Source organism: Saccharopolyspora sp. NPDC049357 (genome assembly GCF_040677225.1).
Lineage (GTDB): Bacteria > Actinomycetota > Actinomycetes > Mycobacteriales > Pseudonocardiaceae > Saccharopolyspora.
The window spans coordinates 68,634-83,734 of record NZ_JBFAQJ010000021.1; the positions used below are offsets into that span (position 1 = coordinate 68,634).

Below are 15,101 nucleotides of genomic sequence, written 5' to 3' on the forward strand. Positions count from 1 at the left end.
CGCATGCCCACCAGGCCGCCTCTGGTGCTCTCCGCAGCCTCGTTCATCAGCAGTTTCGACCGGTTCGCCGTGACCCCGATGCTGGTGCTGATCGCGCTGAGCATGCACGTCCCGATCGCCTCTGCGGTCACGGTCGCCAGCGGCTACTTCCTGGCCTACGGGCTCTCGCAGCCGCTGTGGGGGATCCTCTCGGACCGCTTCGGCCGGATCCCGATCATGCGCGCCACGCTGCTGGCGGCGGCCGCCACGGGCCTGATCTCGACGTTCGCGCCGACGCTGCCGGTGCTGATCGCGGCGCGGGTCCTGGCGGGGGCGTTCATGGGCGCGGTGGTCCCGACGACGCTCACGTACGTCGGCGACACGGTCTCCCAGCAGAAGCGCCAGAGCGCGCTGTCGGATCTGATGGCCGCACAGGCGGTGGGCACGGCCATGGCGACGGCGGTCGGCGGCGTGCTGGCCCACTGGCTGGACTGGCGCGTGGTCTTCGCGGTCCCGGCCCTGTGCGCGGCGATCTGCGCGCTGCTGCTGCGCGGTCTTGCGGAACCCGACCGCGCGGCGGTGTCGGGCGGCGTGGGTTCCCACATCGGCGGAGTCCTGCGCAACCGCTGGGCGCTGCTGGTGTTCGGCCTGGTCTTCGTGGAGGGCGCGGTGCTGCTGGGCACCATGACCTTCCTGGCGTCGGCGCTGGTCAACGAGGGCCTGGACGTCGCGGTGGCGGGCTTGGCCACGGGCGCCTACGGCGTGGGCGTGCTGGTGTTCTCCAGGGTCGTCAAGGCCATCAACTCGAAGGTCCCGGTCCCCCGCTTGATCGCCATCGGCGGCACGCAGATGATCGTCGGCTACGCCCTGGTCTCCCTGGACACGAACCTGGCCACGGTGATCGTCACAGCCCTCCTGCTGGGCGGAGGCTGGTCCTTCATGCACTCCTCCCTGCAGGCCTGGGCCACATCGGTGGCCCCGGAAGCAAGGGGAACCGCGGTGGCCCTCTTCGCCTGCGCCCTTTTCCTGGGCAGCGCAGCAGCCTCCGCAGCAGCAGGACCCCTAGCGGACCACGGCAACTACACGATCCTCTTCATCACAGCAGGAGCAGTGGCCATCCCCCTGGTAACCACAGCCACCTACGCAAGACACCGCTACCACCAAAAACAACCAACCCCAGCCTGAACCGCAAAAACACGAACGTCAGGCAAGCGACGAAGTCGCTTTCTCCTTCACCACCTGAGCAACCTGCACCGCCGGGGGTTCTGAGCGGTGCTGTGGCGAGCACGCCGCGACGCCGATGTCCACCCCTGGGGTAAGCGGAAGACATCAGGAGTGGCGCGCGGAGTCCACAGCACCGCTCAGGTTCCCCTACCCGCACCGCCCCGCAAAACGACCAACAAACCAACAAAAGAAAGAGCCCCGCGCTCAACCGGCCTGGGGGTCGCTGGGAGCGCGGGGCACTTTGGAGGTCCACCCCTGGGGGTCAGGTGGACTGGTGGTCACCGTACCAATCCGACCGATGGGTCGGTACTCACAGGGTTGAATCTCGTAACCAAAACGAGACTAAGCCGCCAACCCGCTGTCACCGCTGACGGCGCGCACGACTCCGGCGACGTGTTCGGCGGAGAGCTCTTCGAGCCGCAGGCTGGGTCCGCCCAAGGCTGTGGCCACCTGGTTCGCCAGTCCGAGCTTGACGGGACCGTTCTCGCAGTCGACGACCACGGAGGCGGTTCCGGTATCGGCGAGCACGCGTGCCGCGCGCAGGGCGTCGTCGACGGCCTGCTTGCTTCCGGTGGCGCCTTGGACGCCGACGGTGGCCTTGCCGTCGGTGAGCAGCACGACGAGCGGTCGGCGCTGCGGGTCGCGGGTGCTCTCGGTCTGGATGAGGTGCTTGGTGCGCAGCAGTCCGTCGGCGAGCGGGGTGCGCCCGCCGGTGCGCATCCGGCGGAGGCGGGCGGCGGCGACGTCGACCGAGGAGGTGGGCGGCAGGGCGACTTCGGCCTTGTCGCCGCGGAAGGTGATCACGCCGACCTTGTCGCGCCGCTGGTAGGCGTCGCGCAGCAGGGACAGGACGGCGCCGCTGACGGCGGTCATCCGGTCGCGGGCGGCCATCGAGCCGGAGGCGTCGACGGCGAAGAGCACGAGGTTGCCCTCACGGCCTTCGCGCAGGGATCGGCGGACGTCGTCGGAGCGCAGGACGAGGCCGGGCCCGCTGCGTCCGCGCGCGGCTTGGTGGGGCGCGGCCGCGGCGAGGGTGGCGGTCACGTGCAGGCCGTGGCCGCCGGCGGTGGTGGCGCGGGTGGTGCGCCCGCTGCGGGAGCGCGCGCGGGACCGGCGGCCGGGTGCGCCTTCGCCGAGTCCGGGCACTTCCAGCAACCGGGCGCGGAACGACTGCCCGGCGCCGACGGGGGCGCGTTCGGAGTCACCGCCACCGGGCTGCTGGTCCTGCTCCTCGCCGCCTCCGCCGCCGGTGGGTCCGGTGGGCTCGTCCTGGGGTTCGCCGCCTCCACCGGGACCGCCGTCGGGTCCTCCGTCGGGGTCGTCGTCGGGATCTTCCGGCGGCTGGTCGTCGGCCTGCTCGGCGGCGTCGGAGAGGGCTTGCTGCAGCTGGTCCTCGGCCATGCCGGGTTCGTCGAACGGGTCGCGACGGCGCCGGTGCGGCAGGGCCAGGCGGGCTGCGGCTTCCACGTCCTCCTCGCTGACGGCGTCGGCGCCGCGCCAGGCGGCGTGGGCGATGGCGGTGCGCGCCAGCACCAGGTCGGCGCGCATGCCGTCGACGTCGAAGGCCGCGCACAGCGCGGAGATCCGGCGCAGTTCGGAGTCGGGCAGCACGACGTTCTCGACGCGGGCGCGGGCGGCGCGGATGTGCTCGGCGAGTTCGGCGTCCGCCTCGGCCCACTGGGCGGCGAACCCGGCGGGGTCGGATTCGAAGGCGAGCCGGCGGCGGACGACCTCCGTGCGGGTGCCGACCTCGCGGGAGGCGGCGACCTGCACGGTGAGCCCGAAGCGGTCGAGCAGCTGCGGCCGGAGTTCACCTTCCTCCGGGTTCATGGTGCCGACCAGCAGGAACGACGAGGCGTGCGAGACGGACACGCCGTCGCGCTCGACGTGGGCGCGGCCCATGGCGGCGGCGTCGAGCAGCAGGTCCACGAGGTGGTCGTGCAGCAGGTTGACCTCGTCGACGTAGAGCACGCCGCGGTGCGCTCCGGCGAGCAGGCCGGGTTGGAAGGCGCGGACGCCTTCGGTCAGCGCGCGTTCGAGGTCGAGCGAGCCGATGAGCCGGTCTTCGGTGGCGCCGACGGGCAGTTCGACGAGCTGCGCGGGCCGCCGGGTGGCGGTGGCGCCGTGCGGCGCGTCGGGGCACTGCGGGTCGGGCGCGGCGGGGTCGCAGCCGAAGCGGCAGTCGTCGACGACGTCCAACGACGGCAGCAGCGAGGCGAGGGCGCGCACCACGGTCGACTTGGCCGTGCCCTTCTCACCGCGCACCAGAACACCGCCGATGCGCGGGTGCACCGCGTTGAGCAGCAGCGCGAGCCGCAGATCGTCGTGGCCGACCACGGCGGAGAAGGGGAAGCGAGGGGCAGCGGACATGCCGGTGTGGTTCCTTCCTCGGGGTGCGGACGCCCCGCTGTCGGGAACAAGGGGCCGCAGTGTCCTGACTCCCGGATCGTCACGTCCCTCCGGCCTTCCCAGGTCACCCCGGTGGCTCGCGCGGGAGGTCCGCTCCCCGGTCACAGTGGCGCCGACCGTGCCGGACTCGCACCGGCTTCCTGCCAACACCCCTTGCAAACGGATTCACCGACATCGTCCCAGACGTCGATCAAGCGCCCAACCTTCCGGCGCCGCAACTCACAGTTCGGAGTGGTGGTGGTTGCTCTGCTCGGCGGTGCGGGTGGCGGAAACCGACCGGCTCCGCCGCATCCCCGAAGGCGCCTCAGCGAGCGGCGGTGATCCCCGCGCGGCGGGGTTCGCGTCGCATGTCGACGTGCGGGATGCCGTCTTCGAGGTATTCCTCCCCGGTCGCCACGAAGCCGAAGGAGGCGTAGAAGTCCTTGGCGTAGGTCTGGGCGGACAGCACGGCGGGCGAGTTCTGCACCTCGGCGACGGCGGCGCGCATCAGCTTCCGGCCGATGCCCAAGCCGCGGGCGCTCTTGGCGGTGCAGACGCGGCCGATGCGGTAGGTGCCGTCGGGGTCTTCCAGCAGCCGCAGGTAGCCGAGCACGTAGTCGTCGGCGGAGTCGACCCAGAAGTGGCGGGTGGAGTCCTCCAGGTCGCGCCCGTCGAGTTCGGGGTAGGGGCATTCCTGCTCGACGACGAAGACGTCGACCCGCAGCCGCAGCATCCGGTAGAAGTCGGAGGCGTCGAGGTCTGCGGTGTAGGCGCGTTGCACGGCGGTCGCGAGCGGCTGAAGGGTCACCCTTACCTGGATATCACAGGACTTCCCGGTTTCCCGCACTCGCCAGCGGCGGGAGTTGTGCAGACCACTCGCCGACCGCTCACAACGGGTAGTTCGACAGCCTGGTGTAGACACCGGGCGTGCCGGGACGACCGCAGCCGGTGCCGTAGGACACCACGCCGATGAGCCGTCCGCCGGCGACGATCGGCCCGCCGGAGTCGCCCGCGCAGGCGTCGCGCCCGCCTTCGGGGTACCCGGCGCAGAACATGCTGCGCGGGTCGTAGTTCGGGTAGGCCGAGCGGCAGGCGTCGTCGGCGGCGACGGGCACCTCGACGGAGCGCAAGCTGTCCGAGTTGGGACCGTTCTCGCTGGTCCGGCCCCATCCGTAGACGCGGGCCATGGCGCCCGGCTCGTACGGCGCGGTCTCACCGGGCGCGACCACGGGCAGCGGGCGCTGCGGCAGCGGAGCGTTGAGCTTGAGCACGGCGAGGTCGTCGCCGGTGGTGAAGTCCTCGTAGCCCGGGTGCACCCACACGTCGTCCACCTCGGCTTCGCTGCCCTGCGAGCTGCGCAGGTCCGTGCGCCCGGCGACCACGCGGACGTCCTCGGGCGAGCGTTCGGCCCCTGTGAGCGGATCGTGCGCGCAGTGCGCCGCGGTGACGACCTCGCCCGCGCGGATCAGGGTGCCGCCGCAGAACTGGTTGCCGTACCGGTCGGTCAGCGCGACCACCCAGGGCGCGTCGTTCGTGGTGGCGCCCGAGCCGCCGAGGATCCGGGATTGCGGCTGGTCGTCCCCGGTGATCGCCGGGTCCGCGTGGGCGGCGGGGTTCGCGCCCGCCAGAGCGGTGACCGCTCCGGCGATGGCGAGCGCGCGCAGCGCACGGGTCTTGTCAGCGGGTCCCTGTTCGTCGCGGCCCAAAGTCGGTGCCTCCAGCTGTCGCGGTCATCGGCGGAGCGGACACACCGTATTCACCCGCACACCGAAACATCACGAGTCGCAACTCACAGATTGGCAGGAAAATATTTCGTTAAACTTGATCCTGGAAGCAAATCCTTTCGCGAATGTCGCCGTTGACAGTCGCGCCTCCATCCCAGGGCATCGCGGAACCGGGGCACCTCCACCACCGGCATCGGCCGATCTCACCTGACCGGATGACGAGAAGAACCTGATCAAGCGATGCGGCAGCCCGTGCTGCCCGCGAAGAGGAGAGGAATTCGCCGTGCTCCTGGACCCGACGCCGCTGCCCGCCTTCCTGCTGGCGAGCGCGGTCGTGATCATCACACCGGGAGTGGACGTCTTCCTGCTGCTGCGCACATCGCTGAACCACGGCCGCAAGGCGGGACTGCTGGCGCTGGCCGGAATCCACAGCGCCAGCGCGCTGCAGGTCGCGCTGGTCATCTCCGGGCTGGGTGCGCTGATCACCAACGCACCGGGCGTGCTCGTGGCCCTGAAGTGGGTGGGCGCGGCCTACCTGCTCTACCTCGCGGGATCCATCGTGCGCGGGTACTGGTTGACCAGGCGCGAGTCCGGCTCGCTGGACGTTCCGCCGCCGGAGGACGCCAACCCCTACCTGCGCGGCCTGCTCAGCAACCTGACCAACCCGAAGATGCTGCTGTTCAGCCTCGCGTTCCTGCCGCAGTTCGTCGGTTCGTCCGCGCAGCCGGCGCTCCAGCTGGTCGCGCTGGGCGTGGTGTTCCTGGTGCTGGCGGCGATCTGGGAGGTCACCATCGTGCTGGCCGCCGCCGGGATCGCCGACCGGCTAAAGAACCCCCGCGTCTCGAAGTCGCTGGACGCGTTGAGCGCGACGGCTTTCGTGACGATCTCGATCGGTCTCGTCGCGAGCTGACAGCAGGGTCAGCAGCGCCAGTCCGGCCAGCACGAGCAGCACCACCGGCACCGCGACCACGCCCGAGAGCAGGCTGATCACGAACGGCGTGCAGAAGCCCAGGTAGGCCAGCACCCACATGATCGCGGTCAGCCCGGCCAGCTCGGACGGTCCGGCGATGCGGCCGACCACGGTCAGGCAGTAGGTCGAGACGAAGCCGTAGCCGGCGCCCAGCGTCAGCGCGGCGAGCAGGCCCAGCCACGGCTGCGCCTGCCACGCCGCGACGGCGGCCAGCACGAGCCCGGCGGCGATGGTCAGCAGCCCGAACACGGCCGTCGCCCGCACCCCGCGCCGGGCGACCCGACGAGCCCAGGGCTGCACGATCGCACCGAATCCGGGCGCGCACAGCGTCGACACCCCCGCGTAGAGCACCTCGTAGCCGGGCGCGTGGACGGTGACCTCCGCCGGGAGCACGGCGAAGCCGACGGTGGGGCACAGGAAGATCCACGGCGCCACCGGCGCCACCCGGCGCAGGAACCGCGGATCGCGGGCTCCCCTGCCGCGCGGTGCTCCGGCCGTCGGCTCGATGCGCGTCTCCGGGCAGCGCAGCGCCAGCGGCAGCGTCACCGCGCACAGGATCAGGTGCGGAACGTAGGCGCTCACCAGTGGGAACGGGCCCCAGGTCGCGACCAGCGCGGACACCACACCGCTGATGCTGAAACCGGCCGCCAGCAGCACACCGGCCCGGCGCGCACCGGCGCCGTCCTCGGTCGCGGTCCCGAACGGCGGGTGCGACAGGTCGCGCACCCAGGCGCTCCCGGCGGCGAGCACGGCACCGGTGCTCACCCCGACGATCAGCCGCCCGACGATCAGCCACGGCACCACGTGCGCCCCGAGCATCAGCGCCACGGTGGCCAGGGCGCTGAGCACGATCGCCCAGATCACCACCGGTTTGCGCCCGCGCCGGTCGGCCAGCGGACCCCCGAACAACAAGCCGGGCACCAGCCCGACCACGTAGAGCGCGAGCAGCCCGGTCGCCGCAGACGGGCTCAGCCCCAGCTCGCCCCGGTACGCCCCCAGCAGCGGGGAGAACTGGTTCGCACCCCACCCGGCCACCATCAACAGCAGAGCAGCGGGCAACCACACGTTTCGCACACCTAACGTTCTACGCGCAGCCCCCACCCCAAACACCGACCGTTCGGATTTCCCGAACGACAGGCACAACCGGGCGGGAAACAGGATCCCGGTCTACCGTTCCTAAACAGCGTTCAGGCGTCCCCATGATGATCGGACGTCCCACTACTGCGTCCATCCCGAACGGTGTTGGACGAACTGGGTTCCCGCATTCGCTCGACGGCCGGACAGCACGGATCGCGTCCGCGTCCCGGTCGCGTCGGGGCGGGTTCCTTCCCACCCACGAGTACGAGGCTGGGCCTGGATGGTCCGATGCCCGACACGATCGCTCTGGTCGTGCCGGGGCGGTGTCACCCGTCGCCTGATCCCGTGCCCGAGGGCGCGTCTCCCGATCGCCACACTCGCGGCGTGGTGTCGGGTGATCTCATGCTTCTTCCTGGACAGTGGCACACGCCAGTGCTCGTTGCCCCACTTGCTGGTGTAGGCAGGGTCCACGGCGATCACACTGACCCCGGTCTCGGCGGCCATCGACACCAGCCGGGAACCAAGCTTCCCAGTGGGCATGCAGGAAATCAGCTGCCGGAACCGTTTCCTGCGGCCATGCTTCTCACGAGTCGTCGAGTCACCGAAGTCGAGGTCTTCAACCGCGATCGCCCGCACACCTTCACTTCTGGCCCAACGCAAGACCTGGGACAGGGCATGGCGCAGCTGTGCGTCGCGGTGGTCAGCTGTGCCGGAAAGGTCATAACCGAAGGTTTTCGGTCGGCCCATCGGGTTGCCGTGGGGGTCGAGTTTCCAGGCGGCGAGGTGATCAACATTGGTGTCCACCCCGATCACCGGCCCAGACCGCAACACGGCCAACGGCACCGACGGTGCTGGACTGCGCTGCCAAGACGCACCCACGTACCAGCGGCCACGAGTGGCGTCGTATTGAATCCGGTACGCCACCGCCCGATCACCAGCGATGCGCTCAGCCCACTCCGCACCGCGATGCTGGAACCGCGCGATCGCGGTCAAGACATACCGGCCGTTGCGTGCGTTGGCGAGATGTTCCAACGGCGCGGGCAACCGGATCGACACCTCACCATCCGGGGTGATGCGCACCGTTTCGTTGCCGTACTTCTTGCCCGACTCACCATCCGCGGCAAAAACCAGCGTTCGGCCTCCCACCGATCACGCCACTGCTCCTCGCTGAGCCCGGCTTGGTCCAGGTGATGCCGGTGGTGAAGCAGCTTCCGCCCGCCCCGCACCACCGAAACACGGCCGGAATCCCAATTCGACTGAAGTTGGGTGCAGCGGGCCCGCAATGCGACCAGACGGCGAGATTTGGCAAACCACTCCTGGGCAGACCGATACCCACCGGGTTTCCCCGCCGCGCCCTTCTCACCGAGCCCGAGCGACAATCTGTAGCTGAGCATCTCGATGCCTGCGGCTAGGTTGCGAAGCTGCGCCAGCTGGTTACGACGGGCCAACGACCATTGATCATTGCTGAACTTGGTGACGCTGCCCGCCCATCGCGCCGACGAAACCGCAGTGACCGCCCGCTTGCGATCCGCCCAGGAATGCTTGTTGTGCCCTAGTCCGTCACGGACTCGGGCAGCCAGGTCGCCGGAAGCAAGCCTCCCCAGATGCGCGCCGACCGCACGCAACACCCGCTCGTCTCCGAGCGTCATGCCCTTCAAGCGGGTTCGGATACTCACGCCGGTGGGGCCGTTCGCGACATACGTTTCGGCGATCGCTCGCAACCGTGCAGCCACAACCCACCCCCCGGATGACTCGGCGAACATCGACAACACGAAAATAACGACGCCGCAACGGAAAGTCACTCAGATGCACCGAACACCCGCCGAACGAGACTGCCACTGGACGACACCCGCACGCGCGAGGTGAGAAACCCACTGTGCGAAATCAACAGCTACCCAAAACGGATACTTCCAGGGGACCCCTGACCACACCCACGGGTTTGGCGCACGCTCAGTAAGCGGCCGCTCGAGTCTCGAATGCGCATCGTAAAGTGCGCCTCAATTGCCTGGTCTCCTCGGGCAACCGGTCGTACGTTGCCAGCATGGAGTTGCGGCGCTTGGAGACGTTGCTGGTGGTGGCCGAGGAGGAGCACTTCGGCCGGGCCGCCGAGCGGTTGTTCCTGGCCAAGGCGACCGTGACCGAGCACGTCAAGCAGCTGGAGCACGACTTCGGGACGCCGCTGCTGGACCGCAACCCGGTGCGGCTGACCCCCGCGGGTCACCGGCTCGCCCGGCACGCCCGCGCGCTGCTCGCCGCCGCCGACCTCGCTCGCGCGGACGTCGCCGAGGCGGCGTCGGCCGAGCCCGGGACGCTGCGGGTCGGGGTCATGGGACACGGTTCGGCGGAGCTGACGCCCGCGACCGCGCAGGCGTTCCGGATGGCCCACCCGGAGATCGATCTGCGGCTGGTGCCGCTGGACTTCACCGAGCACGTGTCCGCGCTGCTGGAGCACCGCGTGGACGTGGCCTTCGTGCGCCCGGCTCCGGTGGACGAGCGCGTCGAGGTCGACGTGCTGACCACCGAGCGGCGCATCGTGGTGGTCCCGGCCCGCTGGGAGCTGGCCGACGCGCCCGAGGTGCGGCTGGCCGACGTGCTCGACCTGCCGTTCATCCGGCTGCCCGAGCGCACGCCGCGCCCGTTCACCGACTACCTGTACTTCACCGCCGCGCGGGGCGGTGAGGCCCCGCGCTGCGGCCAGGACGACGCGGTCAACCCGCACGAGGTGCTCGCCACCGCGGCCGCCGGACGCGGCGCGGGTTCGGCGCTGGAATCCTTCGAGCGCTTCTACCCGTGGCCCGGCACCCGGTGCGTCCCGGTGGCGGACGCGCCGTGGGAGCACAGCGTGCTGGTCAGCCGCGCCGGTGACGAGGATCCGCAAGTGCGCGCCTTCCGGACCCTGGCCACCGGACTCGCCCGCGAACTCGGTCCCGGGCTGCGGCTGACCCCGGCATGATCAGTGCTTGCCCTGTGATCAGCGCTTGCCCGTGATCAGTCCTGCGCCGTGAGCTGGGCCTGGATGTCGGCCTCGTAGGTGGCGGTGCGGGTGTAGATGCCCGGGTTGCCCGGCCTCGCGCACCCGTTGCCGGTGGAGACGATGCCGACGAGCTTGCCGTCGACCACCAGCGGCCCGCCGGAGTCACCCTGGCAGCTGTCGATGCCGCCCTCGGGGTACCCGGCGCAGACCATCTTCTGCGGGTCGTACTGGCTGTACGCCCGCTTGCAGTCCGCGTCGGAGGTCAGCGGGACCTCGGCCCTCTGCAGGGTGTCCGAAGCCTCGCCGCCTTCTGAGGTGGCGCCCCAGCCGAGCACGGTCGCCTTCTTGCCCGCCTCGTAGGAGGCGGTGTCGGCCGGTGTGGCCACCGGCAGCGGGGCCTGCGGGAGCTGCTGTTCGAGGGTCACCACCGCCACGTCGGACCCGGTGTTGGCGTCCTGGTATTTCGGGTGAACCCAGATGTCGGCGACCCGGGCCTCGACGCCGTCGGTGGACGACTTGCTCTCCCGGCCCGCGATCACCCGCACCGACGAGGGCCGCTCGCCCTTGACGCAGTGCGCTGCCGTGATGACCTTGTTCGCCGCGCCGATCGTGCCGCCGCAGAACTGGTTCCCCTGGTCATCAGCCAGGTAGACCACCCAGGGGTGGTCGGCGATCGGAGCCGCTTGTCCCCCGACGATCGGTGGCGCACCGGTCCCCTGCTCGTTGGCGTTGGCCGAGGTGGCCAGCAGACCACCGATCAGGCTCATCGCCGCCAGGGTTCCGGCCGCCGCCCGCATCCCGAGCTTGTTCTCCGCCATGGTTCGTCTCCTCCCCCGGAGCCTCCCGGCGGCCGTCCGACCGCCGCTCCGGCTCGTCCAAAGTGTCCACGAGTAAGAGGAAACGAACCCTCTGTCAGATACACCTCGGCCAGGAGCTCAACACGAACGAGTGGAATTTCGAGCCTTTTTCCACTCGGACGGCCCAATGATTCGGTCCACTGTGGATAGCTACGCTCCACTCGGGACCGGCGACCCGGTCCCGAGTGGCGGCTCAGTCCTCCAGCTGGCCTTCCAGCTCCAGGTACACCGACCGCAGATCGTCGAGGACCTGCTCGTCCGGTTCGGCCCACAGGCCGCGGTCAGCGGCTTCCAGCAGCCGCTCGGTCATCCCCCGCAGCGCCCACGGGTTGGAGTTGCGCAGGAACTGCTGCACCTGCTCGTCGAAGACGTAGGACTCGGCCAGCTTCGCGTACATCCAGTCGTCGACGACCCCGGCGGTGGCGTCGAACCCGAACAGGTAGTCCACCGTGGCCGCGAGCTCGAAGGCGCCCTTGTACCCGTGCCGCTGCATCGCCGAGATCCACTTCGGGTTGATCACCCGAGCCCGGAAGACCCGCTTGGTCTCCTCCCCCAGCGTGCGGGTCTTGACCGCGTGCGGCACCGCCGAGTCACCCACGTAGGCGGCAGGGCTCTGCCCGGACAGCGAGCGCACCATCGCGACCATGCCGCCGTGGTACTGGAAGTAGTCGTCCGAGTCGGCGATGTCGTGCTCGCGGGTGTCGACGTTCTTGGCCGCCACCTGGATGCGCTTGAACGCCGTCTCCATGTCGCCGCGCGCCTCGCGGCCGTCGAGCCCCCGGCCGTAGGCGTAACCGCCCCAGGTCGCGTAGACCTCGGCGAGGTCGGCGTCGCTGCGCCAGTTGCGGGCGTCGATCAGCGGCAGCAGCCCGGCACCGTAGGCGCCCGGCTTCGAACCGAAGATGCGGGTCGAGGCCCGGCGGTCGTCGCCGTGCTCGTCGACGTCCGCGCGGTAGTGGGCGGCGACGTAGTTGTCCTCGTCGGGCTCGTCGAGCTTGGCCACGGTCTGCACCGCGTCGTCGATCAGCGAGACGACGTGCGGGAACGCGTCGCGGAAGAACCCGGAGATGCGCACCACGACGTCGATGCGCGGCCGGCCCAGCTCGGCGACCGGCACCACCTCGAAGCCGGTGACCCGCCGCGAGGCGTCGTCCCACTTCGGGCGGCAGCCCAGCAGCCAGAGGATCTCGGCGATGTCATCGCCCTGGGTCCGCATCGCCGAGGTGCCCCACACCGTCAGGCCGACCGAGCGCGGGTTCTCACCGGTGTCGGCGACGTGCCGGGTGATCAGCGAATCGGCGAGCGCGGAACCGACGTCGAAGGCGTTGCGCGACGGGATGGCCTTGGGGTCCACCGAGTAGAAGTTGCGGCCGGTGGGCAGCACCGAGATCAACCCGCGGGTCGGCGACCCGGACGGGCCGGCGGGCACGAAACCACCGTTGAGCGCGTGCAGCACGTGCTCGACCTCCTCGGTGGTGCGGGCCAGTCGCGGCACCAGCTCGACGCAGGCGAACCGCAGCACCCGCACGACGTCGGCGACGCCGGTGCCGATCACGTCGGTGACGACCTGCTCGGCGCGCTCGGAGTCCCAGCCGGTGTCGGCCAGCGCCTGGATCAGCTTGCGCGCCAACGACTCCACCAGGTCCACCGCGTCCGACGCCGAAGCCGACGGCCCCTCGACGAGCTCGGTCAGCTCGGCCGGAACGTCCGCGCGGGCACCGGGTTCGGCCAGCAGCGCCTGCTCGTCGAGTCCGAAGTGGTCCGACAGCGCGGAGCGCAGGCCGGGCAGCGCGCCGACCTTGCCGCCGAAGACCTGCTTGGCGCGCAGGATCGCCAGCACGTCGTTGACCAGCTCCTCGTCGCGCGGCGCGCGGCCGAGGATGTGCAGACCGTCGCGGATCTGCACGTCCTTGATCTCGCACAGGTAGCCGTCGATGTGCATCACGAAGTCGTCGAAGGACTCCGCGTCCGGCTGGCCCTCCTGGTGCAGGTCGTGGTGCAGCTCGGCGTGGGTGACCAGCTCCCAGATCTGGTTGCGCAGCGCCGGCTTCTTCTCCGGGTCCAGGTCGGTGACCAGCGCGTACTCGTCGAGCAGCTGCTCCAGCTTGGCGATGTCGCCGTAGGCGTCGGCGCGGGCCATCGGCGGGATCATGTGGTCCACCACGGTCGCGTGGCCGCGCCGCTTGGCCTGGGTGCCCTCGCCCGGGTCGTTGACGATGAACGGGTACACGAACGGCATGTCGCCCAGCACCGCGTCCGGCGCGCAGTCCGCTGCCAGCCCCAGGCCCTTGCCCGGCAGCCACTCCAGGGTGCCGTGCTTGCCCAGGTGGATCACCGCGTGCGCGCCGAACTCCTCGGCCAGCCAGCGGTAGGCCGCCAGGTACTGGTGCGAGGGCGGCAGGTCCGGGTCGTGGTAGATCGCGATCGGGTTCTCGCCGAAACCGCGCGGCGGCTGGATCAGGATCACCACGTTGCCGAAGCGCAGCGCGGCGACGTAGATGTGGCCCTCGTCGTCGACGTAGAGGCTGCCGGGAGGGGCGCCCCAGTGCTCGGTCATCGACGCCCGCAGCTCTTCGGGCAAGGCGTCGAACCACTCGCGGTAGCGGGTCGTCGGGACGCGGATCGCGGCCTCGGACATCTGCTCCTCGGTCAGCCACTCCACGTCGTGGCCACCTGCGGAGATCAGCCGGTGGATCAGGGTGTCGCCGTCCAGGCCGGTCACGTCCAGACCGCCGAGGTCGTACCCGGCGTCCTCCAGCGCGCTCAGCAGCACGACCGCCGAGGCGGGGGTGTCCAGGCCGACGGCGTTGCCGACGCGGGAGTGCTTGGTCGGGTAGGAGGAGAGCACCACGCCGAGGCGCTTGGCGGAGTTGTCCACGTGCCGCAGCCGCGCCAGCGACACGGCGGTGGAGGCCACGCGGGCCGCGCGCTCGGGGTCGGCGACGTAGACCGGGATGCCCTCCGGGCCCTCCTCCTTGAAGGAGAACGGCACGCTGATCAACCGGCCGTCGAACTCCGGCACGGCGACCTGCATCGCGGCGTCCATCGGCGACAGCGACGCGTCGCTGTCGGACCACACCGCGCGGCTGGTGGTCAGGCACAGGCCCTGCAGCACCGGGATGTCGAGCTCGGCCAGCGCACCGGCGTCCCAGGAGTCCTCGTCACCGCCCGCGCTGGCGTCGGCGGCGACCGCACCTCCCGCGGCGAGCACGGTGGCGATCAGCGCGTCGCACCCGCCCAGCAGTTCGCGCAGACCGGCGGCGTCGGACAGCCCGCGCAGCGAGCCGCAGAACACCGGCACCACGTTGGCGCCGGCGGATTCGACCTGGTCGGCGAGGGTGTCGACGAACGCGGTGTTGGCCGCCAGCGCGTGCGCCCGGTAGAAGACGACGCCGATCGTCGGGCGCGACGGGTCGTGCTCGCGCTCGCCGTGCAGGCCGAACTCCGGCATCGACTGCGGTTCGGTGAACCCGGTGCCGGTCAGCAGCACCGTGTCCGACAGGAAGTGCGCCAGCTGGGCGAGGTTCTCCGGGCCGCCTTCCACCAGGTAGGCCAGGGCCTGGGTGGACACACCGGCGGGCACCGTGGACAGCGTCATCAGCTCGGCGTCCGGGGTGGCCTCACCACCCAGCGCCACGGTCGGCAGCCCCGACGCCAGCACCGCGTCCAGGCCCTCCTCCCAGGCGCGGCGGCCGCCCAGCAGCCGGACCACGACGACGTCAACGCCGTCGAGCAGCGCCGGAACGTCCTCGGCGGCCACGCGGGAGGGGTTGGCGACGCGGTAGTCGGCCTCGGCGGCACGGGCGGCCAGCAGGTCGGTGTCCGCAGTGGACAGCAGCAGAACTCGGGCGTCGCGGGCAGGCTCGCTCACGGTGATCCTCTCTCGGGGTGCGCGCCCCGGCGGGGGT

The 15,101-nt window shown here is 70.7% G+C and carries 10 protein-coding genes and 1 riboswitch; of the genes, 3 read left to right on the top strand and 7 right to left on the bottom strand.

Translation table 11 applies throughout. The features are described from left to right. The first annotated feature begins 3 nt into the window (after positions 1 to 3). A complete protein-coding gene (locus AB0J91_RS18955; protein WP_363789068.1) occupies positions 4 to 1,164 on the top strand; it encodes an MFS transporter in 1,161 nt (386 codons plus the stop codon). 381 nt (positions 1,165 to 1,545) lie between these two features. Here the strand turns inward: AB0J91_RS18955 and AB0J91_RS18960 are convergent, their stop codons facing one another. From AB0J91_RS18960 to AB0J91_RS18970, 3 genes are all read right to left on the bottom strand, one after another. Beyond that, the gene (locus tag AB0J91_RS18960) at positions 1,546 to 3,573 is read right to left on the bottom strand and encodes a putative cobaltochelatase (protein ID WP_363870395.1); all 2,028 of its coding nucleotides are present in this window, start codon (positions 3,571 to 3,573) and stop codon (positions 1,546 to 1,548) included. A gap of 38 nt (positions 3,574 to 3,611) precedes the next feature. Continuing rightward, positions 3,612 to 3,800, bottom strand: a riboswitch (cobalamin riboswitch). 116 nt (positions 3,801 to 3,916) lie between these two features. Next, positions 3,917 to 4,399 (bottom strand): GNAT family N-acetyltransferase, encoded by a 483-nt coding sequence (locus AB0J91_RS18965; protein WP_363870398.1) that lies wholly within the window; start codon positions 4,397 to 4,399, stop codon positions 3,917 to 3,919. A gap of 79 nt (positions 4,400 to 4,478) precedes the next feature. Then, positions 4,479 to 5,297 carry a serine protease gene (locus tag AB0J91_RS18970; protein WP_363870401.1) on the bottom strand — a complete coding sequence of 273 codons (819 nt, stop codon included), beginning with the start codon at positions 5,295 to 5,297 and terminating at the stop codon, positions 4,479 to 4,481. A 301-nt stretch (positions 5,298 to 5,598) separates the two neighbouring features. On the opposite strand from AB0J91_RS18970, the gene AB0J91_RS18975 reads away from it, so the two are divergent. Beyond that, positions 5,599 to 6,225, top strand: coding sequence for a LysE family translocator (locus AB0J91_RS18975; protein ID WP_363870404.1), 627 nt, complete (start codon positions 5,599 to 5,601; stop codon positions 6,223 to 6,225). Here AB0J91_RS18975 and AB0J91_RS18980 read toward each other — a convergent pair. Both AB0J91_RS18980 and AB0J91_RS18985 read right to left on the bottom strand, forming a co-directional pair. Next, entirely contained in the window at positions 6,139 to 7,350 is a 1,212-nt protein-coding gene (locus tag AB0J91_RS18980; protein ID WP_363870407.1) for an MFS transporter, read from the bottom strand. The genes AB0J91_RS18975 and AB0J91_RS18980 overlap by 87 nt on opposite strands. 153 nt (positions 7,351 to 7,503) lie before the next feature. Next, positions 7,504 to 8,508, bottom strand: a complete 1,005-nt coding sequence (locus AB0J91_RS18985) for an IS200/IS605 family accessory protein TnpB-related protein (protein ID WP_363870410.1) — start codon at positions 8,506 to 8,508, stop codon at positions 7,504 to 7,506. 895 nt (positions 8,509 to 9,403) lie between these two features. On the opposite strand from AB0J91_RS18985, the gene AB0J91_RS18990 reads away from it, so the two are divergent. Continuing rightward, the gene (locus AB0J91_RS18990; RefSeq protein WP_363870413.1) at positions 9,404 to 10,315 is read left to right on the top strand and encodes a LysR family transcriptional regulator; all 912 of its coding nucleotides are present in this window, start codon (positions 9,404 to 9,406) and stop codon (positions 10,313 to 10,315) included. 35 nt (positions 10,316 to 10,350) lie between these two features. On the opposite strand, the gene AB0J91_RS18995 is transcribed toward AB0J91_RS18990, so the two are convergent. Beyond that, entirely contained in the window at positions 10,351 to 11,154 is an 804-nt protein-coding gene (locus AB0J91_RS18995; protein ID WP_363870416.1) for a serine protease, read from the bottom strand. Between the two features lie 232 nt (positions 11,155 to 11,386). Further along, on the bottom strand, positions 11,387 to 15,064 hold the full coding sequence (gene cobN / locus AB0J91_RS19000; protein ID WP_363870419.1) for a cobaltochelatase subunit CobN: 3,678 nt from the start codon (positions 15,062 to 15,064) through the stop codon (positions 11,387 to 11,389). Between the last annotated feature and the right edge of the window lie 37 nt (positions 15,065 to 15,101).

Bases quoted from the DNA above. Each gene is read 5' to 3' on its own strand.
- AB0J91_RS18955 (WP_363789068.1), top strand. From the start codon at position 4: ATGCCCACCAGGCCGCCTCTGGTGCTCTCCGCAGCCTCGTTCATCAGC.
- AB0J91_RS18960 (WP_363870395.1), bottom strand. From the start codon at position 3,573: ATGTCCGCTGCCCCTCGCTTCCCCTTCTCCGCCGTGGTCGGCCACGAC.
- AB0J91_RS18990 (WP_363870413.1), top strand. From the start codon at position 9,404: ATGGAGTTGCGGCGCTTGGAGACGTTGCTGGTGGTGGCCGAGGAGGAG.
- AB0J91_RS18995 (WP_363870416.1), bottom strand. From the start codon at position 11,154: ATGGCGGAGAACAAGCTCGGGATGCGGGCGGCGGCCGGAACCCTGGCG.